Here is a 19329-nt window from a genome sequence, read left to right as displayed (position 1 = left end):
AGGCGCGTTTCGATCAGGCCACGCCCCTGCGCCCGACCATACGCCGGCCGACCGGGTGTTGCCCCGTCGCTTGGTCGCCGGCCTGCAGCGTTCCGGTGCATTCGCGCCCGAAAATCAGTTCCAGAAACTCCACCAGCCACTGTTTCAGGTGACGGTCCCATATGAGACGGCCGCCCAGATGATCGCGGCCCTGCTGCGCGCCCGGCATGACAAAACGATGCGCGCCACGCACCACCCAGCGCTGCATCATGGCACGGGTGAGTTCGGCGTGGAACTGAACGCCCCAGGCATTTTCGCCATAGCGAAACGCCTGGTTGGGATAATGCTCGGCGGTGGCGAGGAGCGTGGCGTCCTTTGGTAGCGAGAACCCTTCCCGGTGAAACTGATAGACCATTTCGGGCCAATGGAGCAGCTTGCGCCCGGCGTCCGTCGCGCGCAGCGGATACCAGCCGATCTCGACCAGCCCGTCATCATGGCTCCTCACCTGTCCACCCAGATGCTTCACCAGCAATTGCGCGCCCAGGCAGATGCCAAGAAAAGGTTTGTTCTCCCGCAGTGGAACGGCGAGCCAATCGGTTTCGTGCTTTACAAAATCATCATGATCATTGGCACTCATTGGACCGCCGAACATGACGACACCGGCATGGTCTTCAAGCGTCTCGGGCAGAAGATGACCCAGCGGCGGACGGCGGACGTCCAAAGAGAAACCGCTCGACGCCAGAACCTGACCGACACGGCCCGCGCTCGATGTTTCCTGATGCAGGACGATTAGAATCCTGCGGCTCGGCTCGGTCCCCATGGCAATCAGCTCTTGGCGTGTTTCTCTTGCATTTCCTGGCGCAGGATTACCCGATCCCGATTGTCGACGCCAATAAGCTCGGCCACGCGCCAGACAAGGTTGTCCTCCAGTTCGTGCATCTCGCCATCGGCAAAGACGATGCCCCACATGAGACCGATGAAGGCCTTTCTTGCATCGGCGTCGAGGTGCCGTTTCAGAACACTGGTAAAGGCATAAAGGTCGATCGCCTCCTGCTCGGCTTTCTCGCCGGCCTTGAGGATCTTCTCGAGTTCCACTCCCGTCAGATTGTAGGTGCTGGACAGGGTTTCCCTAAGCTTTTCGACTTCGGATGCTTCACGAATGCCATCGGCATCCAGGACGTGAAAGAGCAATGCGGCGGCGGCCACACGCGGATCATCCTCCGGCTTCACCGTCGCTTGGCGGCTGCTGCCTGGAAGATCTTTCAGAAAGGACAGAATGCTGTCGAACATGAGGGCCTGCTGTTCGGATCACGTGGAGTAGCGACCCGCCCTGGGGCGAATCGCGGTATCTCACTCTTAGAATAGGCGGAAGGGGCTTTGCGTCGAGCCGTTCTTGTCATCCGGGTCCACGCCAGGGTCATCAGGCAATGGCGGTTTGACTGGTTCGTCTTTCGATGAAGCATCTGTCTTCAGCCCGTTGACCGGGACGGGTTTCGCCTGCGGCGCAGGCTTCTGCGATCCGACTCCCGTATCCGCTGCCTTTTCTTCCGGCTTTGCGTCTTTCGGCTTTTCTGCTTCGACAGGCTCTGCCTCGATTACCACTGGATCGGCTGCCGGCTCATCGGGTTCACGCGTTTCTTCCGCACCCTTTGGCGCTGCGATGGCAGGGGCCGGCGAGAAATCTTCATCGCCTTCGACCACCTGCGCCAGCCGCTCCATGGGCATGCGCCACTCGAAGGCGTCAAGCTTGCCGGTGACGGGCGAGATCGGCGCCCAGCGCTCTGCCACATAGCCATCGGCCACCCACGCAGGATCACGCGGCGCACGCAACGCCTTGGCAAGCCACTGGCGTACCCGCCCCTGATCTCCTGTCTCGGCCTCCTCGATGTCGGCCATCAGGAGATAGACGCTTTCGCGCGGCCCGAGCCGGGCGGCCGCCTCGCAGGATTCACGCGCGAGTTTGAACTCGCCAGCGTCGAGCGCCGCACGGCCAACGATCAGCGCCGATTCCACATTGTTGCGCTTCAGCGACTGGAGTTTCTTGGCGCGCGCCAGACGGTCCTGCGTGGAATCGCCAGGGCGGGCATGGATATAAGCTTCCGCAATTTCGGGATGCGGTTCCTTCTTCCAGACGGTCTCCAGAACTTTTGAACCCTTGCGCAACTCATTTTGGCGGAAAAGCGCCCTCGCAGCAGTCACAGCCGCAGGCACAAAATCAGGCCGCAGCTTGTGTGCTTCCATGGCTGCGGTGCGCGCAGCCTGCGGATCGGCATCCAGCACATCGAGAGCCTTGGCGGTGAGCAACACGGCACGACGGTCTGTGACGCTCTCGCGCGCATCCTTGCCGGTCGGCTTGCGGCTGCCGAGCAGCGTTAATGCTCCATCCCAGTCACCTTCTGCCGTTTTCCCGTCAAGGGCGGCATTCACGGCCCAGTCGAGCTGAGGGGCATCTTGCACCGCCCGTTCGGCATAGTGGCGGGCAACCTCGCGCTCACCCATTCGCTCGGCCTCGAGATAAAGTCCGCGGAGACCCAGAAGGCGCATCTCGGGATCGTCGAGCATGGCGGTGAACTTGTCGCGCGCCGCCTGCCGATCACCGTCCAGCAATGCTGCCTGCGCATCGAGAAGATGGATGAGCGGCTCCTGATCCGAAGAGATCAGCTTGGCCGCCTGCTGGCTCATGCGCCGCGCCAGACCGCCATCACCGGCACCAGCCGCTATCATCCCGGTGGAAAGCGCCTGATAGCCACGATCGCGGCGACGCACGCGGAAATACCGGGCAACGGCATAGGGGCTCGTCCAGATGCTGCGGATCAGCCACCACAGGATCATCACCGTCGCGACGATCGCGACGATCGCGACCGCGGCCACCATGAGAGAAACTTCATAGCGATAGCCCGCAAAGGTGACGACGAGATCGCCCGGACGCTCGGCGAGCCAGGCAAAGCCCAGCCCCAGAAGGAAGACAACAACAAGGTAGAAGAGAATACGGAACATCTGCGCTTATGCCCCCTTCAGCGCATCGGCGAGCGCCCTGTTCAATATCTGATCGGCGGCGTGACGGGCCCTGAGCCTTTCGACGAAATCGGCGGCTGCCTCTTTTCCGGCCTCCGGCAGCGTCTCGTATTCGGCAAGCGCCTTTTCATATTCATTTGCGACAACAGCCGCCTCCATGCGAGCGGCGATCGCATCCGGCCCATCGCCTTCGACGCTGCCCACCGGCCGCACCACCACGAGCGAGCGGGCGCTGGCCATCAGATTGTCGATGATACCGCCCTGGCCGTCGCCGGCCCGGCGGGTGGTGGCGGCCACGATACGACTCGCCACTTCGGGCGCCTCGGCGGCGAGCGCCGCGCGGCTCGGCACACCGGAGTTCGCATTCGCCTCAAGCGGCGCCAGCGCCTCGGCCTCACCCTCGGGTGCGATGGCGGTATAGGTCTCAAGCTCGCTGGCAAAAGGCGCGCCGCGCTCCACAGCGGATTTCAGTGTGGTCGCGGCAATGACCAGCGCCATGCGCGGTGCGGCATCCGCCTCCTCGACCTGCGCCTTCAGCGCATCGACTTCGGTCTTGATCGCGGAAAGAGCCGCGGCGTTGTCAGACGCCGTCTTACGCGCCGTACCGGCCACCTCGGATGCTTCCCGCACGCCGGCCTCTATCGACGAGATCCGGGAGGTTACATCTTCAAGCGCGGCTCCTGTTTCACCGCCTGCAGAAAGGCTTTGCGTCTGTTCTTCAAGTGCTGCAAGCCGATCCGAGATCGCCTCGAGCCCCGGCCCCTCGCCGGCTTCGCCTGAGGAGATCGATTCGCGCAGCGCCGTAATCTCATTTCCCAGCTCGGAAAGGCGCTGCTCGGTGGCCTCGGCACGCTCACGCGCCTCGCTCAGAGCGGCCGCAACCGCCTCGGTGTTACCTCCGGTGGCGGGCTCATCGCTCAACCTGCTTTCAAGGGCTGCAACCTGCTGGCGCAGCGACTCCACCGCCGGATCGGCCGCATCGCCGCCCCTGTCTGGAGCCGGCAGGATTCCTGCCCATTGCAATCCACCGGCAAGTGCAAGCGCCACGAGGCCGCCCACAACACCACCGGCAACCGCACGGCCGGCGCCGCCGCCTGTGGCGGGCGGGGCATCCTCAGGTTTTTCGGATTTCTTTCCAGCATCGCCCTTGCTGACGTTTGCACCGCCAGCTTTTGCGTCGCGTCCGAACCCGGCATCCTTGTTCGCGGGCTTGTCTTTGGACGGAGCAGCAGGCTTTTCGCCTTTTGGAGCGGTAGAGGAGGCGGGCTTGGCAGATGTCTCTGTCCCGGACGCCTCCGGCTTCGCTTCAACGCCAATTTGCGTGTCCTGCCCGGCTGCCTGTTTGGTAGCTTCACCGGGCGCGTCAGGCTTGTCGACCTTTTCCTTCTTCACCTGATCGGGATCCAGATCAATGGTCACTGGCTCCTTCTGGGTTTTGGAATGACGCGTTCTCGGCGTTTTGACCATCAGGCAACTCCGCTGCAAAGGACTGATCCTGCACTATGTGCAGTGCATATAAGTTCCTATCACACCCCTATGTGGTGAAAACAGGGGCCCATAGGATTGCGGCTACGTCTTTAGCAGAAAGAGCAGACGATCTTCCGACGGAAAATCCGCAATTCGAGCGGTTTTTGCGACATCCTGACCCAAAACCCCGGCAATACGCTCTGAGAGACAATAAAATGTCGCAGCCGCCAGTTTTGTTCCCATACCAGACCGCGCCATGGACCGCCTGAGTTGTTCCGCGCCATTGGCCGAGTAGAGCAACACGTCATCGACCGGCCACTCGCCAATCACCGACTGGATAGCGGTATCTGAAGGCTCCAGCAGCAGCGTGTCGTAAATCTCGATCAGACGTGGCCGGTGGCCTGCTGCAAGAAGCCGCGTTTCCAGCACATCGCGGCGTACACGCCCGCACAGCACCGTTACATGGGCGGGAGCCGTGAAAGCGGCATCGATGCGCGCCGCCAATCTCTCAGCGTCGCCTGCCTCATCGTCTACCAGGTTGAGCCCGGCCAGGCGCACGGCCTCACCCGTGCGGCGCCCCACGGCAAAGACCGGCCTGCCCTTCAATGCATCGAAAACAGATTGTGGCGCATGGCGGATTGCGTTGGGGCTGGTCACGGCCACCACATCCACTTGTTCGGTGGCGATGGCAGGATGCAGTGGCACGGTTTCCGTCAACGGCAGGACGAGCGGCTCAAAACCCATTTCAATGAGCCTGGCGGCGGTTTCCGAAGCGCCCGGTTCGGGGCGCGTGACCAGCACCCGCCGCATCTCACTGCCAGCTGTCGAAGAAACGTGTGCCGGCCTTCTCACGGATTTCTGCACCAGCCTCCGCGCCGAGACGGATAGCATCCACCGCGAGGCCTTCGGTTGCAATTTCATGGGTTTCGCGGCCATCGGGCGTGAGAATCAAGCCGGAGAACCGCAGTCTGTCGCCCTCGATGCGGGCAAGCCCCGCAATGGGCGTGCGACAGGAACCGTCAAGCGCACCAAGAAAGGCCCGCTCGCAGAGAAGCGCGTCACCGGTCTCGGCATGATGAATGGCCGCGATCATCGATCCGATGCGCCGGTCGCCGATGCGGCTTTCAATGCAGATCGCGCCCTGCCCGAGTGCGGGCGGGAAACGTTCGGGATCCATCACCTCGGTGGCGATGTGCGGCATGCCAAGCCGGTTGAGCCCGGCAAGCGCCAGAAGCGTACCTTCGGCAACGCCTTCCTCCAGCTTCCGGAGCCGCGTCTGCACATTGCCACGAAACATGCCCACTTCGAGATCGGGGCGAAGACGAAGCACCAGCGCCTGACGGCGCAGCGACGAGGTGCCGAGCTTGGCGCCCTGCGGCAGATCCTCAAGTTTGGCGATGGAGCGCCCGATGAAAACGTCGCGCACATCCTCGCGCTCCAGAAAGGCAGAGATTTCCAGACCATCAGGGAGTACGGTGGGCATGTCCTTGGAGGAATGTACAGCCAGATCGATGCGGCCATCGAGCATGGCTTCCTCGATTTCCTTGGTGAAGAGCCCCTTGCCGCCGGCCTGCGAGAGTGGGCGGTCCTGAATGCGGTCGCCGGAGGTGGAGATGACGACGATCTCGAACGCCTCTTCTGGCAGGCCGTGTGCCGCCATGAGGCGCGCGCGCACCTCGGCAGCCTGAGCCACTGCCAGAGCGCTTCCGCGCGTTCCAATCTTCACCACATCAGTTTGCATGCCGTCATGTCCGTGCTAACCCCGCATCCGAACCGGATGCACCACACCCCTAACGGGGATTGGCTGCGACGGCAACATGAGCAGGTAAGTCTGAATGACGCGCATCCTTGGCATCGAGACGAGTTGCGACGAAACGGCGGCGGCCGTGATCGAGAAATCGGGCAACGACACAAAAATCCTGTCCAATGTGGTTCTGAGCCAGATCGCCGACCATGCCGCCTTTGGCGGCGTGGTGCCGGAGATCGCCGCGCGCGCACATGTAGAGGCGCTCGACGGTGTGGTGAAAGCCGCACTCGATGAAGCCGGCCTCTCGCTTGACGAGATCGACGCCATCGCCGCAACGGCCGGACCCGGCCTTATCGGCGGGCTGATCGTCGGCCTGACCACCGCGAAGGCGATCGCGGCGGCGAGCGGCAAGACGCTCGTTCCCGTCAACCATCTGGAAGGCCATGCGCTGACGGCACGCCTGACGGACGGAATCGATTTTCCCTATCTGCTTCTGCTCGTCTCCGGTGGACACACGCAGATCGTTCATGTGGAAGGCGTCGGGCGCTATCAGCGCTGGGCCTCGACCATCGACGATGCACTGGGCGAGGCATTCGACAAGACGGCAAAACTCCTTGGCCTGCCCTATCCCGGCGGCCCCAGCGTGGAAAAGGCGGCAGCGGATGGCGACCCGGAACGTTTCGCCTTTCCGCGTCCGCTCAAGGGCGAAGCGAGGCCTGATTTCTCCTTCTCCGGTCTCAAGACAGCGGTGAGGCGGGAAGCCACCGCGCTTGCACCGCTCAGCGAACGAGACATTGCCGACATCTGCGCCTCGTTTCAGCAGGCCGTGACCGAGACGCTGGCCGACCGGGTGGCGCGAAGTCTTGCACGCTTCCGCCAGGCGCATCCCGATCTCGAAACTCCGATCCTTGTTGTGGCAGGCGGTGTGGCGGCCAATCAGGCGATCCGCGCAGCACTCGATACACTCTGCGTCAACGCCGGTTTCAGGCTCATCGCCCCACCGCTGCGCCTGTGCGGAGACAATGCCGCGATGATCGCCTGGGCTGGGCTGGAGCGGCTGGAAGCAGGCCTTGAAGAAGAAGACGGTCTTGGCTTCGCGCCTCGCCCGCGCTGGCCGCTGGATCATGCATCAGCACCGCTTTTCGGCGCGGGCAAACGTGGAGCCAAGGCATGAGAAAACCATGGATCATCGCCGTTCTGGGTGCTGGCGCGTGGGGCACGGCGCTCGGCGCAACCATGCTCACGGGCGGGCACCGCGCAAGGCTATGGGCGCGGGATGAGGCACTGGCACACGCGATCAATGCCAATCACATCAACGAACGCTATCTGCCCGGGGTCCCGCTTGATAAGCGGCTTGTGGCAACGAGTAGCATTCAGGATGCACTCAGGGGCGCCGACTGCATTCTCGCGGTGACACCTGCACAGACCCTGCGGACGGTTCTCGCCGATGCCGGGCCGCATGCGCCGAAGGGCATCCCCATCGTGCTATGCGCCAAGGGGATTGAGCGAGAGACAGGCAGGCTCATGTCGCAAATCGCCTCCGAGATGCTGCCTGAAAACCCGGTCGCCGCCCTTTCCGGCCCGAGCTTTGCCAGCGATCTTGCGCGCGGCCTGCCAACCGCCGTGACGGTGGCGGCGCAAAATACCGATCTGGCAGTTACACTCGCCGAACAGCTCTCCGCACCGCGCCTGCGTTGCTATTCGACCGACGATCTGACGGGCGTGGAGATCGGCGGCGCGCTAAAAAACGTTCTGGCCATCGCCGCCGGCGCAACCCATGGCGCGGGCCTTGGCGCCAGCGCATCGGCAGCGCTGATCACCCGTGGTTTCGTGGAGCTGCGCCGCATCGGCGAGGCCTTCGGCGCGCGCCCCGATACGCTGATGGGGCTTTCGGGCCTTGGCGACCTGATCCTGACCTGCGGCTCGGAGCAATCGCGCAATTTTGCCTATGGCGCTGCACTCGGTCGCGGCGAGAGCCTTGAAGGCCGACCACTGGCCGAAGGCGCACACACGGCGGGCATCGCCGCGCGCATCGTGCGCGAACGCGGCCTCGAAGCGCCCATCATCGAAAGCGTGACGGAACTTCTGAAAGGCCGGCTCACCGTGCAGACGGCCATGGAGACGCTGCTTTCACGTCCGCTCAAGAGCGAAACCTGACAAAAGGGGGAAAACCATGATCTTCGCCATCATCTGCCGCGACAAGCCCGGCCATCTGGAAACGCGCATGAGCACACGGCCCGAACATGTAAGCTATCTCAACGGGCTCAATGAGAACGGCGCGCTGAAATTCGCCGGGCCATTCCTTGACGATGAGGGCAAACCCTGTGGCAGCCTTGTTGCAGTGGAGGCCGAGGACCAGGCAGCAGCGGAACTGATCGCTGCAGCGGACCCCTATGCTCTTGCGGGCCTGTTCGAATCCGTTGAAATACGGGCCTGGAACTGGGTCTTCAACAATCCGGAGAATGCGTGATGGCCTATTGGCTGTTCAAATCCGAGCCTTCCACCTGGTCGTGGGAAATGCAGAAGAAAAAAGGCGCAGAAGGGGAGCAGTGGGACGGCGTGCGCAACTATCAGGCACGCAACAACATGCGCGAGATGAAGCTTGGCGATCTCGGCTTCTTCTACCACTCGGTCAAGGAAACTTCCGTGGTGGGCATCGTGGAAGTGTGTGCGCTGGCGCATCCCGACACCACGACGGATGACCCGCGCTGGGAATGCGTGGACATTCGCGCCGTCGAGGACATGCCCCGCCCGGTCACGCTGGCCGAGATCAAGGCCAATCCAGCGCTTTCGGAAATGATCCTGGTCAACAATTCGAGGCTCTCCGTGCAGCCAGTGCAACCGGACGAATGGGCCGAGATCTGCCGTATGGGCGGCCTCAAGAAAATTCCCTGAGAACGCGCTCATGAGGCGCGTCACCCCGGACAATGCGGCGGCGTTCATCCACGCCAACACAGCGCTGACGCGCCCGCCGCATGTGCCCGAAATCGCGCTCCATCTGGCCGATGAGGCCCATGATCTGTGGCAACGCACAGAGGAGGAGCTTGCCGCGATCGGCCTGCCGCCGCCTTTCTGGGCCTTCGCATGGGCAGGCGGACAGGGGCTTTCGCGCTACATCCTCGACCACCCCGAAACCGTGCGCGGGAAAAGCATTCTCGACTTTGCGACCGGATCCGGGCTTGTCGCCATTGCCGCCATGAAGGCAGGCGCTAAACATGTTTTGGCAGCGGACATAGACCCGTTCAGCGCCCCGGCCTGCGCGCTGAACATGGCCGCAAACGATGTGCAGTTCGAGACCACGCAGGACGACCTCACCGACGCAACAGGCAAATGGGATGTGGTGCTTGCCGGCGACGTTTTCTACGACCGGGCGATGACCGACGCGCTGGTGCCATGGTTCGAGCGCCTGTCGAAAGCAGGCGCGACGGTCTTTGTCGGCGATCCGGGGCGCAGCTACCTGCCACGCGCACACCTTGCCGAACTGGCGAGTTATATCGTGCCGGTGACCCGTGCGCTCGAAGACGCAGAGGTGAAGCGCACAACCGTCTGGCAATTCGCTTGACCGCTTTGTGGAGTGCGGGTTCAATCCACCCTGCTGGACATGTGAGGAGAACCCCATGGATTTCGCCGGTCTCAACTATCTCGCCATCCTCGTTGCCGCCATCGCAGCGTTCATGTTCGGCGCCATTTATTACGGCGCGCTCGGCAAGCCATGGATGAAGGCCGCTCGCATCAAGCCCGAAGACGCCAGGATGGAACCGTCGCTCTTTATCACCTCGTTCGTGGCCGAGCTGATCATGGCATGGGTTCTGGCCGGCGTGATCGGCCATCTGGGCGCGGGCCAGGTGACGTTCTGGAATGGCATCGTCTCCGGTGCCTTCATCTGGCTGGGCTTCATGGCCACGACCGTGGCAGTCAACCAGCGCTATGAAGGCTTTGGCTGGAACCTGACCCTGATCGATGCCGGCCATTGGCTTGGCGTCGCGCTTGTCATGGGTGCAGTGATCGGAGTCTTCGGCGTATGACCAATTCAGAACCTCATAATTGATGTTCTAGACATCAATTCTAAATCAATATATCTAAATTAAAAGACGGAGCGCCAATGATAACCGCCGCACAGATGCGCGCTGCCCGAGCCCTTTTGGGCATTGACCAGAAGCAACTGGCCGAGCTTTCGGGCGTTTCCCTGCCAACCATTCAGAGGATGGAGGCGAGCGAAGGCAATGTGCGCGGTGTTGTCGACACGCTTTCCAAGGTGGTCGAGGCGCTGGGGGCAGCTGGCATAGAGCTGATCGGCGACCATGCGCCCAGCCTCGGCACCGGACGCGGCGTACGGTTCAGGGAGCCGACCCCGGCAAAGGCGAAATCCGTCTGAGACAACGCAGTTCCAGCAAAAGTGGAAACCGGTTTTGCATCCGGAACTGCGGGAAACGATGAGAACGCAACGGCGACCGCCTGCAAGACGCCGACGGCCTTCCGCTGCGGATGGTATGAGGCTTTCCCATGCAGGCGAGCGCAACGCGCCCGGGTTTCATTGATCTTTTCACACCAAAACTGCTGACCGTGCTGCGCGAGGGCTACGGCCTCGACGCGTTCAGGGCCGACATTGTTGCAGCCTTGACGGTCGCGATCATCGCGCTGCCCCTGTCCATGGCCATCGCCATTGCGTCTGGCGTGGGACCGGAGCGCGGGCTTTACACCGCCATCGTGGGAGGGTTTCTGGTCTCCGCCCTCGGCGGCAGCCGGTTCCAGATCGGCGGGCCGGCGGGGGCCTTCATCATTCTCGTATTCGCAACGGTTCAGGCGCACGGCATGGACGGGCTGATCCTCGCCACTTTTCTGTCGGGCTTCATCCTGCTTGCCATCGGTGTCTTGAGGCTGGGAACTTTCATCAAGTATGTGCCCTATCCCGTCACCGTGGGTTTCACCTCCGGCATCGCCGTGATCATCCTCACGAGCCAGCTCAAGGATTTCTTTGGATTGACGCTGACGGGTGCGGAGCCCGGACCTTTCATCCCCAAACTGCAGGCGCTGGCGGAGGCCGCCCCGACGGTGAACGCCTCAGCACTTTTGCTGGCGCTTGGCTCGGTGGCGGTGATCATCGGGCTGCGCCGCTGGCGGCCGCACTGGCCGGGCTTTCTGATCGCCGTGGTAGCGGCCACGCTTGTCGCCTGGGTGTTTGGCCTGCCGGTGGAAACCATCGGGACAAGGTTCGGCGGCATTCCAAAAATGCTGCCTGCCCCACACCTGCCCGACCTGAGCACCGAGAAGATCATTGCCGTTCTGCCCGCCGCACTTTCGTTTGCGCTTCTGGGTGGCATCGAGAGCCTGCTTTCAGCGGTGGTGGCCGATTCCATGACGGGCCGCAGGCATCGCTCCAACAGTGAGTTGGTGGCGCAGGGGGCAGCCAATATCGGTTCGGCGCTGTTTGGCGGTTTCTGCGTGACCGGAACCATCGCGCGCACGGCGGCCAATGTGCGGGCTGGCGCACGCGGCCCTGTTTCGGGCATGCTGCATTCGCTGTTTCTTCTGGCGTTCATGCTGGTGGCTGCGCCGCTGGCACGCTTCATCCCACTTTCGGCCCTTGCCGCCATACTGGCCGTGGTGGCCTGGAATATGGCGGAGAAGCACCAGTTCGCCGCCCTGCTACGCTCCTCATGGAGCGATGCAATCGTGCTTCTGGTGACGTTCCTGCTTGTGGTGTTCCGCGACCTGACGGAGGGCATCCTGGTGGGCTTCGGTCTCGGCGCGCTGCTCTTTCTGCACCGCATGTCGGAAGCGGTGCGCGTGGAGCATGGCGTTTCATCGCTGACCGACCAGCCAGACAGCGGCGAAGGCCCCTATTCGGCGGCGAACGCGACGGATGACGATGTGGTTGTCTACCGCATTGCCGGCGCATTCTTCTTCGGGGCGGCGGCTACGGTGGGAGCGGCGCTCGACCGGATCGGCAGTCAACCGAAAGCCTTTGTCATCGACATCAGATCGGTAAGCCTTCTCGATTCCACAGCGGCTGCAACCATTGAAGGTTTCGTGCGCAAGGCGCGCCAGCAGGGAACCAATGTCTATCTCGTGGGGGCGAGCCAGCCGGTGCGCAAATTGCTGCGCACCCATGGGATGCGGCCACCCGCACTCCGGTTCTACAGCCGGCTGGACGACGCCATCGCCGCCGCAAGGCGGGACGCGTCCGGATAGCTCACTTCGTGGGCTCTTCCAGCGAGTGCTTCATGATGAGTGGCATCTGGCTCATCGTAAAGAGAATGGTGATCGGCATGATGCCCCACACCTTGAAGGCGACCCAGGTGTCGGTGGAGAACATCCGCCACACCACCTCGTTGACCACCGCCAGAAAGATGAAAAACAGACCCCAGCGAAGTGTAAGCTTGCGCCAGCCTTCCGCATCCAGCTTGAAGGCGGAATCGAACACATAGCCAAGCAGCGACTTGCCGAAGGCAAGACCGCCCAGAAGCACCACGCCAAACAGCGTGTTGACGATGGTCGGCTTCATCTTGATGAAAATTTCGCTGTGCAGATAGAGTGTCAGCGCACCGAACACGAACACCACCACACCCGAGACAAGCGGCATGATGGGCAGTGTGCGGGTGAGAATCCATGACGCTGTCAGCGCGATGGCCGTGGCGGCCATGAAAAGCGCGGTTGCCACGAAAAGCGGCCCGCCCAGCTCCCCAAGAGCAGGAAAGCGCCCAGCCAGCCACTCGCCGCGCGAGTTGGCGAAGAAGAACACCATGAGCGGCCCCAGCTCCAGCGCCAGCTTTAAGAGCGGGTTGATCTCCTTGCGCCTGGGATCGGCGGGATCGCGTTCGAAGACGGGTTTTTCGCTCACGCTTACTGAACTCCTGCAATCGCCTTGGCGAAATCACTCGCCGAGAAGGGTTCGAGATCGTCAACCTGCTCGCCGACGCCGATGAAATAGACCGGCAGCTTGTGCTTGGCGGCAATGGAAACAAGGATACCGCCCCGCGCCGTGCCGTCGAGCTTGGTCATGACCAGACCGTTGACGCCCGCAACATTGCGGAAGATTTCGACCTGATTAAGGGCATTCTGTCCGGTGGTGGCATCCACCGTCTGGAGGACAGTGTGCGGCGCATCGGGATCGTGCTTGCCAAGCACGCGCACGATCTTCTCAAGCTCCGCCATCAGCTCGGCCTTGTTCTGCAACCGGCCGGCGGTGTCGATGATGAGCACATCGGAGCCGGCCTCCTTCGCCTTTTCATAGGCATCGTAGGCAAGGCCCGCCGCATCCGCGCCGAGTTTGGAGGAAACGACCGGCGAGCCGGTGCGCTCGCCCCAGATTTTCAATTGTTCGATCGCCGCGGCGCGGAACGTGTCGCCCGCACCCAGCGTCACCGAAAGCCCGCCCTCGGTGAGCTTTGCAGCCAGCTTGCCGATGGTGGTGGTCTTGCCGGTGCCATTGACGCCGACCACGAGAATGACGTGTGGCTTGTGCGACAGGTCGAGCTCGAGCGGCATGGCGACCGGCGCCAGCACCTTTTCGATCTCCTCGGCCATGATGGCCTGCACTTCCTCGCCTGACACATCCTTGCCGTAGCGGCCCGACGCCAGCGCATCGGTGACGCGCATCGCGGTCTCAAGACCGAGATCGGCGCGCAGCAGAACGTCTTCCAGGTCCTGAAGCGTGTCGTCGTCCAGCTTGCGCTTGGTGAACACGCCGGCAATGGAATCGCGCAGCTCGCGCGATGAACGCGACAGGCCGTCGCGCAGGCGCTGGAACCATGGCTTGCGCGGCTCGGGCGGTTGTGGCTCGGGCGCCTTCTCTTCCACGCGCTCGACTGCTTTGGAGACGGCGATCTTGCCGGCGGCAGCGGCTGGCACGGCAGTTACAGCCTCGGCGACGGGCTCCACTTTCTTCTCCCCGCCTGCGGGGAGAAGGTGGTCCGCAGGACCGGATGAGGGGCCTGCGTCATCGGTGGACGGTGTCGGCGCGGCTTCGGCTGTGGGCGTTGGGTCTGAAATTTCGGCCTTAGGCTCTGGCTCTGGCTCTGGCTCTGGCTCTGGCTCTGGCTCTGGCTCTGGCTCTGGCTCTGGCTCTGGCTCTGGCTCTGGCTCTGGCTCTGGCTCTGGCTCTGGCTCTGGCTCTGGCTCTGGCTCTGGCTCTGGCTCTGGCTCTGGCTCTGGAGAGATTTCAGGGGCTGGCTGATCTTCGGTCAAGCGCTCACCGGTCTCCGGCGCGGGAATGGCGTCAGCCGGTTGCGCGGCTGCGGCGGCTTCCGCAGCCTTGGCCTCTTCCGCCTCATCGGGCTTGGTCTCTTCGACCTCTTTCTTGCCGAAGGAGAAGACCTTTTTGATAAATCCGAATGCCATGCCTGCTATGCCGCTTCCTGTGTGACGGCGACCGCAGTGAGCCGCTCTCCATCGTGGCCGGTGATCCGCACCTCGACAATATCCCCCGGCATTGCACCCTCAAGCGCAGCCAGGGTGAACCCCTCCGTGCGGCCAAGCCCGGGCCGCTCGATCAAAATGCGCTGGCGCGTGCCATCGAGCGAGGCGAGATGCCTTGCATACGCCACATCACCCACGGCGCGCAAACGCGCGGCCCGCTCCTTCACCAGCGCACGATCGAGCTGCGGCATGCGCGCTGCCGGAGTGCCTTCCCGTGGGCTGAAGGGAAACACATGAAGATGTGTAAGCCCGCATTCCTCGACGATCTTCAACGAATTCCCGAACATCGCCTCGGTCTCGGTCGGGAAACCCGCGATGATGTCTGCCCCAAACACCGCATCGGGCCTAAGCGCCCGCACGCGCTCGCAAAACTCGATGGCATCAGCGCGCAGATGCCGGCGCTTCATGCGCTTCAGGATCATGTCGTCCCCATGCTGCAGCGAAAGGTGGAGATGTGGCATCAGCCGCTCCTCTTCCGCGAGCGCGCGCATCAGATCCTCATCCGCCTCGATGGAATCGATGGAGGACAGGCGCAGGCGCCTCAGTTCCGGCACCTCGCGCAGAATGGTCGCCACAAGGCGCCCGAGGCGCGGGCTGCCAGGCAGGTCGGCTCCGAAACTGGTCAGGTCCACACCGGTGAGCACCACCTCACCATAGCCATTGCCGACGAGCTGGCGCACCTGGTCCACGACCGCGCCCATCGGCACGGAACGGGAGTTGCCGCGTCCATAGGGTATGATGCAGAAGGTGCAGCGGTGATCGCAGCCATTCTGCACCTGCACGAAGGCGCGGGCACGACCCTCAATGGATTCGACCATGTGTGAGGCGGTCTCGCGCACTTCCATGATGTCGTTGACACGCACCTTCTCGAACTGGTTCACGCCAAAGTCCGGCAGGGCGCGATAATTGTGGGCCTTGAGCTTTTCCTCGTTGCCGAGAACGAGATCGACCTCATCCATGGCATCGAAGGTGCCCGGCTCCGTCTGAGCGGCGCAGCCGGTGACGATGATGCGGGCATCGGGATTTTCACGACGCGCCTTGCGGATCGCCTGGCGCGCCTGACGCACCGCCTCGCCGGTGACGGCGCAGGTGTTGATGACAACCGCTCCGCCCGCCAGCTCCTCAAGCCCGGCGACTTTCGCCTCGCGCTTGATGACCTCGGACTCGTAGGCGTTCAGCCGGCAGCCGAATGTCAGAACATCCACCGCCATTTTACGCTGCTCCCTCGGTCTCGCGCTCCCAGGCCCCGGTGGCGGGGTCGAAACGACCGGAGAACTCCCACTCGGCGGGGCCGGTCATGATGACGTGATCGTCTGCGCGCCAAAGGATATCGAGCGGCCCGCCCGGAACGGTGACCGTCACATGACGGCCCGTGCGCCCGGTTCGCGCAGCAGACACCGCAGCGGCACAGGCCGCAGAACCGCAGGCGAGCGTAAGCCCAGCCCCGCGTTCCCATGTGCGCAGGTTCAGTGCATTTTCGGCTGTCACCTGTGCGATGGAGATGTTGGCACGTTCTGGAAAGATCGGGTGGTTTTCAAGCAGCGGCCCAAAGCGCTCCAGGTCGTAGAGATTAACGTCTCTCTCAACCCAGAAGACTGCATGGGGATTGCCCATGGATGCGACTGAGGGCGAATGCAGCACCGGCGCATCGATGGGGCCGGCCTGCAACTCGATCATACGCGTATCGCGAAACTCTTCGGCAAGCGGAATGTCCTGCCAGCCGAACCGTGGCTTACCCATATCGACGGAGATCAGCCCGTCCTCATGCTCCTCGGCGTTCAGAATGCCGGCAATGGTCTGGAAGGTGAAAACCTTCTCGCCCGTTTCGGCGGCAAGCGCCTGCACGACACAGCGTGTGCCGTTGCCGCAGGCCTGCGCCTGGCTGCCATCGGAATTGATGATTTCGATATAGTTATGGGTGCCGGCAAGGCGCGGATCGTGGATCGCCATGATCTGATCGAAACGCGTTGCCGGGTCGGCATTGAGCGCAAGCGCGGCCTCGGGCGTAACCCGGTCCGCGCGACCGCGCATATCGGCAACGATGATCGCGTTGCCGAGGCCGTTCATCTTCGCGAATGCTGCCTCGAGCGCCATGATGGCTCCAAAACCCTGTGTCTCAGGCGCCTATATGGCTGATGAGAGGCAAAATTACCAGACGAACGGCCTCATCAATCATGTGCGATGTCAGGCTATTGCCACGATACCCAGAACCGCGAGGAGGAAGAGAACCAGCACCACGGCGATCAGCAGTTTGGCGCCGGTCATCGCCGCCCCTGCCAGACTGTTCATACCAAGCAGACCCGCGACAGCCGCGACGATCAGCAGAATGAGAATCCATTTAAGCATTGTTTGCCCTCCTTTTGGCGCTAGCGCCGGTTGAGAAGCTTCAACGTCGAAAGTGGTTCCCGGTTCCCAAAGGGCCCCTGCTGCCCCCGACAAGGTGTTGCCAATAAGAAACAGTCACGAAGCCAAGTGGCGGAAACAGGTTCTTAACCCTGGTTGGGCTGTTATAATTGCAAAAGTTCGCCACGATCTGGCGTTTCAAACGGAACTCATTTGTATTTCAGTGCATTGGACGCTGCAACGGAGAGACGGCATGCCACATAGTAAGTTCGCAATTCTGGCCGTATCGCTTTTGGCCGTCGGTCTGGCCGGCTGCCAGAGCGACCGCTTCTCGCCGATGAGCGCAAGGGCTCCGGAACCACTGCCTTCCGCACCGTCTGGCACGGTAACCTCTAACCAGCTTCCGCCTCCTTCAAGCCCGGCCACCAATCCTTCGCAGTTCCCTGAGGCACCTCAGCAGGAAACCCAGGTGGCAGCGCTCGACCCGAATGCGGCGGCCAACGCACCGGATGTTTCCACCGGCAGTGTTGCCGGCGTGTGGAGTGTGAATGTGGCAGGCCAGTCGTGCCGGGTCGCCACACCGCAGACCAAGTTCGGCTCTGGCTATCGTGCCGGGCCGCTGCGCTGCCCGGCTCCCATCGACGGCGTCAAATCATGGAATGTCGAAGGCAAGCAGCTCGCTTTTTACGATGCGAATGGCGGCGTGCTCGCACGTCTCTACTCATCCGGAGCGGGCCGTTTCGATGGCCAGACCACGTCCGGCCAGCCCATCTCACTGTCGCGCTGAGCGACCACCTTCAACATCCTTCGGCCAGACGGCCAAGTGTGAAAGCCTGACATGACATTGCGTGACGGACTCGTAACCCATCCTTCCGTCACGCAGCGCTATGACCATATGGTCGAGACAGGCAGGATCGCCCGCGATCCCGCGCAGGAAAAAATCGCGGCAGCGCTAGACCGGCTGATCGGCGAGATCAGTGACAAGCGTCTGGCCCGCAAATCGAGCGCGCTCGGCTGGTTGTTCGCCCGGCGAAAGACATCTCGCGAGCCGGTGCGTGGGCTCTACGTGTATGGCGGGGTGGGACGCGGCAAGACCATGCTCATGGACATGTTTCATGATTTGGTGCCCGTAGAGCACAAGCGGCGCGCCCATTTCAACGATTTCATGGCAGACGTTCATGATCGCATCGGACAACACCGTGCGGCGCTGAAAGCCGGAGAGACACAGGAAACGGACCCGATCCCGCCCGTGGCCGCGGCGTTGGCGAAAGAAGCATGGGTTCTGTGTTTCGACGAGTTCACTGTAACCGACATTGCCGATGCGATGATTCTCTCCCGCCTTTTCTCGGCCTTGTTCGACAAGGGCGTGGTTCTGGTGGCCACATCCAACGTCGCACCGGACGACCTCTACCGCGACGGGCTCAATCGCGGCCTTTTTCTGCCGTTCATCGGCATTCTCAAGGAAAACACCCGCATTCTGGAGCTGGATATCGACACCGATTACCGGATGCAGAAGCTCAACCGCATTCCTGTCTATATCTCACCCGACGATGCACCTGCCACAAAGCAGATGGACGAGGCCTGGGAGACAGTGACCGCCGGACAGCCAGTCGAGCCCTCGCAGCTGAAGGTGAAGGGCAGGACCGTGCCCGTGCCACAGGCGTCCGGCTCAGCTGCACGCTTTTCATTTGCGGATCTCTGCGAGAAACCGCTCGGCGCTCGCGATTATCTGGCCATCGCCGGCACGTTCGACACGATCTTCATCGATCATGTCCCGGCAATGGATATGAGGCGACGCAACGAAGCGAAACGGTTCATTCTTCTCATCGACACACTATACGATGCCGGGGCACGGGTGTTCATATCCGCCGCTGCTCAGCCCGATGCACTCTACACGGCTTCAAACGGCACAGAAGCTTTCGAGTTCGATCGCACTGTTTCCCGGCTCATAGAGATGCAGAGCCAGGACTGGCTGGAGCAAACCGGTCCGCGAAAGGATGAGAAATCTGTTCATGCCGGAGAGCAGGCGGAACAAGCGGGCTGATCTCCACTTCCCTTGGCACACAGAATCCCCGACGAGCGTCGAGCAATCATTGACGATGCACATTTTTGAGGCAAAATTCTTACTTTTACGTAAGTCCACAAATGTCTAAACGATTGAAATTCCTGTACGCATAAGAATCGGTTGAATTTCCTTGCCAGTATGCTTATTCCAATGAGGCTTATGAAGCGGGCCACGCCATGGATTTGCCACGCCTTTCTTTGAAGAAGCGCGGCGGAACGCAGGCCCGGAATGCATCAGTGTGACACGACACAGGCAAAACGCGACGCGCGCATTTTTCTTCACACATCCATCTCAC

21 protein-coding genes are annotated in these 19329 nt (G+C 62.2%); 10 read left to right on the top strand and 11 right to left on the bottom strand.

The window, feature by feature from the left end; translation table 11 throughout:
* Positions 1-13 precede the first annotated feature (13 nt).
* From P2W41_RS03960 to hemC, 6 genes are all read right to left on the bottom strand, one after another.
* Positions 14-799 (bottom strand): glutamine amidotransferase, encoded by a 786-nt coding sequence (locus tag P2W41_RS03960; RefSeq protein ID WP_404934369.1) that lies wholly within the window; start codon positions 797-799, stop codon positions 14-16.
* Positions 800-804: 5 nt separating this feature from the next.
* Entirely contained in the window at positions 805-1269 is a 465-nt protein-coding gene (locus tag P2W41_RS03955; protein WP_292897685.1) for a TerB family tellurite resistance protein, read from the bottom strand.
* Between the two features lie 66 nt (positions 1270-1335).
* The gene (locus tag P2W41_RS03950) at positions 1336-2976 is read right to left on the bottom strand and encodes a heme biosynthesis protein HemY (protein ID WP_292897687.1); all 1641 of its coding nucleotides are present in this window, start codon (positions 2974-2976) and stop codon (positions 1336-1338) included.
* 6 nt (positions 2977-2982) lie between these two features.
* Entirely contained in the window at positions 2983-4461 is a 1479-nt protein-coding gene (locus P2W41_RS03945) for a phage tail protein (protein ID WP_404934368.1), read from the bottom strand.
* Positions 4462-4563: 102 nt separating this feature from the next.
* Positions 4564-5271, bottom strand: coding sequence for a uroporphyrinogen-III synthase (locus tag P2W41_RS03940; protein WP_404934367.1), 708 nt, complete (start codon positions 5269-5271; stop codon positions 4564-4566).
* A 1-nt stretch (position 5272) separates the two neighbouring features.
* Positions 5273-6202, bottom strand: coding sequence for a hydroxymethylbilane synthase (gene hemC / locus P2W41_RS03935; RefSeq protein ID WP_292897693.1), 930 nt, complete (start codon positions 6200-6202; stop codon positions 5273-5275).
* Between the two features lie 94 nt (positions 6203-6296).
* Here hemC and tsaD point away from each other — a divergent pair, with 94 nt between their 5' ends.
* From tsaD to P2W41_RS03895, 8 genes are all read left to right on the top strand, one after another.
* Positions 6297-7382 carry a tRNA (adenosine(37)-N6)-threonylcarbamoyltransferase complex transferase subunit TsaD gene (gene tsaD / locus P2W41_RS03930; RefSeq protein ID WP_404934366.1) on the top strand — a complete coding sequence of 362 codons (1086 nt, stop codon included), beginning with the start codon at positions 6297-6299 and terminating at the stop codon, positions 7380-7382.
* Complete coding sequence (locus P2W41_RS03925) at positions 7379-8365, top strand: NAD(P)H-dependent glycerol-3-phosphate dehydrogenase (RefSeq protein WP_404934365.1); 987 nt, start codon at positions 7379-7381, stop codon at positions 8363-8365. The genes tsaD and P2W41_RS03925 overlap by 4 nt, the downstream gene beginning before the upstream one ends.
* A 16-nt stretch (positions 8366-8381) precedes the next feature.
* Complete coding sequence (locus tag P2W41_RS03920) at positions 8382-8678, top strand: YciI-like protein (protein WP_292897699.1); 297 nt, start codon at positions 8382-8384, stop codon at positions 8676-8678.
* On the top strand, positions 8678-9103 hold the full coding sequence (locus P2W41_RS03915; RefSeq protein ID WP_292897701.1) for an EVE domain-containing protein: 426 nt from the start codon (positions 8678-8680) through the stop codon (positions 9101-9103). Before P2W41_RS03920 ends, P2W41_RS03915 begins: the two co-directional genes overlap by 1 nt.
* Positions 9104-9113: 10 nt before the next feature.
* Complete coding sequence (locus P2W41_RS03910) at positions 9114-9770, top strand: class I SAM-dependent methyltransferase (RefSeq protein WP_404934364.1); 657 nt, start codon at positions 9114-9116, stop codon at positions 9768-9770.
* Positions 9771-9825: 55 nt separating this feature from the next.
* The gene (locus P2W41_RS03905; protein WP_292897705.1) at positions 9826-10233 is read left to right on the top strand and encodes a DUF1761 domain-containing protein; all 408 of its coding nucleotides are present in this window, start codon (positions 9826-9828) and stop codon (positions 10231-10233) included.
* 77 nt (positions 10234-10310) lie between these two features.
* Positions 10311-10583: a helix-turn-helix domain-containing protein gene (locus P2W41_RS03900; RefSeq protein WP_292897707.1), complete on the top strand. Its 273-nt coding sequence runs from the start codon at positions 10311-10313 to the stop codon at positions 10581-10583.
* A 128-nt stretch (positions 10584-10711) separates the two neighbouring features.
* Complete coding sequence (locus P2W41_RS03895; protein ID WP_404934363.1) at positions 10712-12400, top strand: SulP family inorganic anion transporter; 1689 nt, start codon at positions 10712-10714, stop codon at positions 12398-12400.
* A 1-nt stretch (position 12401) separates the two neighbouring features.
* Here the strand turns inward: P2W41_RS03895 and P2W41_RS03890 are convergent, their stop codons facing one another.
* The 5 genes from P2W41_RS03890 to P2W41_RS03870 all read right to left on the bottom strand — a co-directional run bounded on the left by P2W41_RS03890 (position 12402) and on the right by P2W41_RS03870 (position 16972).
* Complete coding sequence (locus tag P2W41_RS03890) at positions 12402-13049, bottom strand: septation protein A (protein ID WP_404934362.1); 648 nt, start codon at positions 13047-13049, stop codon at positions 12402-12404.
* Positions 13050-13051: 2 nt separating this feature from the next.
* Positions 13052-14548 (bottom strand): signal recognition particle-docking protein FtsY, encoded by a 1497-nt coding sequence (ftsY, locus tag P2W41_RS03885; RefSeq protein WP_404934361.1) that lies wholly within the window; start codon positions 14546-14548, stop codon positions 13052-13054.
* A 5-nt stretch (positions 14549-14553) separates the two neighbouring features.
* Positions 14554-15837: a tRNA (N(6)-L-threonylcarbamoyladenosine(37)-C(2))-methylthiotransferase MtaB gene (mtaB, locus tag P2W41_RS03880; protein WP_404934360.1), complete on the bottom strand. Its 1284-nt coding sequence runs from the start codon at positions 15835-15837 to the stop codon at positions 14554-14556.
* 1 nt (position 15838) lies between these two features.
* A complete protein-coding gene (gene dapF / locus P2W41_RS03875) occupies positions 15839-16720 on the bottom strand; it encodes a diaminopimelate epimerase (protein WP_292897717.1) in 882 nt (293 codons plus the stop codon).
* 90 nt (positions 16721-16810) lie between these two features.
* Positions 16811-16972, bottom strand: a complete 162-nt coding sequence (locus P2W41_RS03870; protein WP_229449847.1) for a DUF1328 family protein — start codon at positions 16970-16972, stop codon at positions 16811-16813.
* Between the two features lie 250 nt (positions 16973-17222).
* On the opposite strand from P2W41_RS03870, the gene P2W41_RS03865 reads away from it, so the two are divergent.
* Both P2W41_RS03865 and zapE read left to right on the top strand, forming a co-directional pair.
* Positions 17223-17756 (top strand): protease inhibitor Inh/omp19 family protein, encoded by a 534-nt coding sequence (locus tag P2W41_RS03865; RefSeq protein WP_292897719.1) that lies wholly within the window; start codon positions 17223-17225, stop codon positions 17754-17756.
* A 51-nt stretch (positions 17757-17807) separates the two neighbouring features.
* Positions 17808-19013 (top strand): cell division protein ZapE, encoded by a 1206-nt coding sequence (gene zapE, locus P2W41_RS03860; protein ID WP_292897721.1) that lies wholly within the window; start codon positions 17808-17810, stop codon positions 19011-19013.
* Positions 19014-19329: the final 316 nt, after the last annotated feature.

The organism is Nitratireductor sp. L15S-10, assembly GCF_045011005.1.
GTDB lineage: Bacteria > Pseudomonadota > Alphaproteobacteria > Rhizobiales > Rhizobiaceae > Nitratireductor.
The sequence above is the reverse complement of the archived record's forward strand: the minus strand, read 5'-3'. Positions and strand labels throughout refer to the sequence as shown.

What these genes read in the sequence shown, in the direction of transcription:
- P2W41_RS03910 (WP_404934364.1), top strand. Translation starts at nt 9,114, where the DNA reads ATGAGGCGCGTCACCCCGGACAATGCGGCGGCGTTCATCCACGCCAAC.
- P2W41_RS03895 (WP_404934363.1), top strand. Translation starts at nt 10,712, where the DNA reads ATGCAGGCGAGCGCAACGCGCCCGGGTTTCATTGATCTTTTCACACCA.
- P2W41_RS03865 (WP_292897719.1), top strand. Translation starts at nt 17,223, where the DNA reads ATGCCACATAGTAAGTTCGCAATTCTGGCCGTATCGCTTTTGGCCGTC.
- P2W41_RS03950 (WP_292897687.1), bottom strand. Translation starts at nt 2,976, where the DNA reads ATGTTCCGTATTCTCTTCTACCTTGTTGTTGTCTTCCTTCTGGGGCTG.
- P2W41_RS03920 (WP_292897699.1), top strand. Translation starts at nt 8,382, where the DNA reads ATGATCTTCGCCATCATCTGCCGCGACAAGCCCGGCCATCTGGAAACG.
- P2W41_RS03960 (WP_404934369.1), bottom strand. Translation starts at nt 799, where the DNA reads ATGGGGACCGAGCCGAGCCGCAGGATTCTAATCGTCCTGCATCAGGAA.
- ftsY (WP_404934361.1), bottom strand. Translation starts at nt 14,548, where the DNA reads ATGGCATTCGGATTTATCAAAAAGGTCTTCTCCTTCGGCAAGAAAGAG.
- P2W41_RS03915 (WP_292897701.1), top strand. Translation starts at nt 8,678, where the DNA reads ATGGCCTATTGGCTGTTCAAATCCGAGCCTTCCACCTGGTCGTGGGAA.
- P2W41_RS03940 (WP_404934367.1), bottom strand. Translation starts at nt 5,271, where the DNA reads ATGCGGCGGGTGCTGGTCACGCGCCCCGAACCGGGCGCTTCGGAAACC.
- P2W41_RS03925 (WP_404934365.1), top strand. Translation starts at nt 7,379, where the DNA reads ATGAGAAAACCATGGATCATCGCCGTTCTGGGTGCTGGCGCGTGGGGC.
- zapE (WP_292897721.1), top strand. Translation starts at nt 17,808, where the DNA reads ATGACATTGCGTGACGGACTCGTAACCCATCCTTCCGTCACGCAGCGC.
- P2W41_RS03900 (WP_292897707.1), top strand. Translation starts at nt 10,311, where the DNA reads ATGATAACCGCCGCACAGATGCGCGCTGCCCGAGCCCTTTTGGGCATT.
- hemC (WP_292897693.1), bottom strand. Translation starts at nt 6,202, where the DNA reads ATGCAAACTGATGTGGTGAAGATTGGAACGCGCGGAAGCGCTCTGGCA.
- mtaB (WP_404934360.1), bottom strand. Translation starts at nt 15,837, where the DNA reads ATGGCGGTGGATGTTCTGACATTCGGCTGCCGGCTGAACGCCTACGAG.
- P2W41_RS03905 (WP_292897705.1), top strand. Translation starts at nt 9,826, where the DNA reads ATGGATTTCGCCGGTCTCAACTATCTCGCCATCCTCGTTGCCGCCATC.
- P2W41_RS03955 (WP_292897685.1), bottom strand. Translation starts at nt 1,269, where the DNA reads ATGTTCGACAGCATTCTGTCCTTTCTGAAAGATCTTCCAGGCAGCAGC.
- tsaD (WP_404934366.1), top strand. Translation starts at nt 6,297, where the DNA reads ATGACGCGCATCCTTGGCATCGAGACGAGTTGCGACGAAACGGCGGCG.
- P2W41_RS03870 (WP_229449847.1), bottom strand. Translation starts at nt 16,972, where the DNA reads ATGCTTAAATGGATTCTCATTCTGCTGATCGTCGCGGCTGTCGCGGGT.
- dapF (WP_292897717.1), bottom strand. Translation starts at nt 16,720, where the DNA reads ATGGCGCTCGAGGCAGCATTCGCGAAGATGAACGGCCTCGGCAACGCG.
- P2W41_RS03945 (WP_404934368.1), bottom strand. Translation starts at nt 4,461, where the DNA reads ATGGTCAAAACGCCGAGAACGCGTCATTCCAAAACCCAGAAGGAGCCA.